Source organism: Aquitalea sp. S1-19 (assembly GCF_024343515.1).
Window position 1 is genome coordinate 1 of record NZ_RJTZ01000247.1, and the last position, 1,905, is coordinate 1,905.

1 protein-coding gene and 1 pseudogene are annotated in these 1,905 nt (G+C 63.0%); both read left to right on the top strand.

Annotated features, from left to right (window positions below):
- Positions 1 to 411: pseudogene (locus EGI20_RS17845) on the top strand (sodium-dependent transporter); the annotation flags it as partial.
- Positions 412 to 626: 215 nt separating this feature from the next.
- A partial coding sequence (locus tag EGI20_RS17850; RefSeq protein WP_498633052.1) for a sodium-dependent transporter occupies positions 627 to 1,905 on the top strand: 1,279 nt, incomplete at its 3' end.

Consider the following 1,905-nt stretch of genomic DNA (forward strand, 5'->3'; position numbering starts at 1 on the left):
GCCATCGTGTTTTTTACACTGCTGGCAGTGGCGGCGCTGACCTCGTCGGTATCGATGCTGGAGCTGATCGCGACGCTGTTCCTCGACGAATTCAAGCTGCCACGCCGGCCGGTGCTGCTGGCGTTAAGCGCAGCCGTGTTCCTGTGCGGCGTGCCGGCATCGCTGTCACTGGGGCCGTGGTCAGACATCAGCGTGTTCGGCAAGAATATTTTCGATGCGATGGATTACAGCGTCAGCAATGTACTGATGCCGTTGTCCGGCATCCTGGTGGCGCTGTTCGCCGGCTGGCGCGTGTGGCCGCTGCTGCGTGAACATTCCGGCCTGAGCGGCCTGCCGCTATGGCTGCTGAAGTGGAACTGCCGCCTGGTCGCACCGCTCTCTATCGCGGCCATTTTGCTGAAAAACCTGTAAGCCTGCATTTGACGCACCGCGCACGTACATGATTTACTTATATTCATGAACCGTTACGCCGTATTTTTTGCGTTTTCCTTTATGGTCCGCCCGCTCAGGGCGGCCGGGACGGTTGCAAGCTTCTGAAATCATGCATTCCGATCGGGCCGCCCACTCAGGCGGCCCGATTTCATTTGGCCGCCAGCCCGACGGAGTCCCCACCGGAACTGGACACTATGCCGCAACACCGCCACAGCTGGGGCTCGCGCCTCGGTTTCATTCTCGCCGCCGCCGGCTCTGCCATCGGACTGGGCGCGATCTGGAAATTCCCCTATGTCGCCGCACAGAACGGTGGCGGCGCCTTTATCCTGCTTTATCTGGCGTTCAGTTTTACCCTCGGCCTCGCGCTGATGGTGGCCGAGATCGCACTGGGCCGCACCACCCGCAGTGGTGCCAGCGTCGCCTATGCCAAGATGGGCGGTCCGCGCTGGCGGCTGGCCGGGCTGCTGGGCGTGCTCGCCGGCTTCGTGCTGTTCTCGTTCTACAGCGTGGTCGGCGGCTGGACCTTTGCCTATCTGGGCTTTGCCCTTGATGGTCGCGTAATGTCGACGGCGCCAGCGGCGCTGCCGGCACTGTTCGACAACTTCGTGTCCGATCCGCTTGCGCCGCTGCTGACACATGCACTGTTCGCCCTCGCCACCCTCGCCATCGTGCTGGGCGGCATCGAAAAAGGCATAGAACGGGCGGGCAAGATACTGATGCCGGCGCTATTCGTGATCATGCTGCTACTGGTAGTACGGGCGCTGACACTGCCTGGCGCCGCCGCAGGTGTGATCGCTTTCCTGCAGCCCGACTTTAGCGAACTGACCCCAGCCCGTGCCGTCGATGCGCTGGGGCTGGCATTTTTCTCGCTGTCGCTGGGTGTCGGCGCCATGATCGCCTATGGCTCGTATATGAAGACTGATATCGCCATCGTACCGACGGCAGCCTGGGTGGTGACGCTGGCGGTGTTGGTCAGCCTGCTCTCCGGACTGATGATTTTCCCAGCACTGGCCGCTTTCGGCCTCGACCCTGCCGCAGGCCCGGGGCTGACCTTCATCGCCATGCCTGTCGTGTTCCAGCATCTGCCGCTGGGCAGCGTCTTTGCCGTGGCCTTCTTTGCCCTGCTGGCGATGGCGGCTTTGTCTTCTTCGGTCGCCATGCTGGAGCTGGTGGCCATCTTTTTCATCGATGATCTGGGCTGGTCGCGGCGCAATGCGCTGTGCACCGTCACGGCCGCCATCATTGTCTGCGGCATGCCGGCCGCCCTGTCCTTCGGCGTGCTCTCCGATGTCAGCATTGCCGGCAAGCGGATATTCGATGCGATGGACTACTTCGTTTCCAATCTGGCCATGCCTGTGGGCGGCATCGCGCTGGCGCTGTTGGCCGGCAGTGCCGCCGGCCAACGCCTGGCCGACGAAGCCGGCCTGCCCGCCCGTACGCACCGCAGCTGGCAGCTCGCTTGCCGTTACCTGA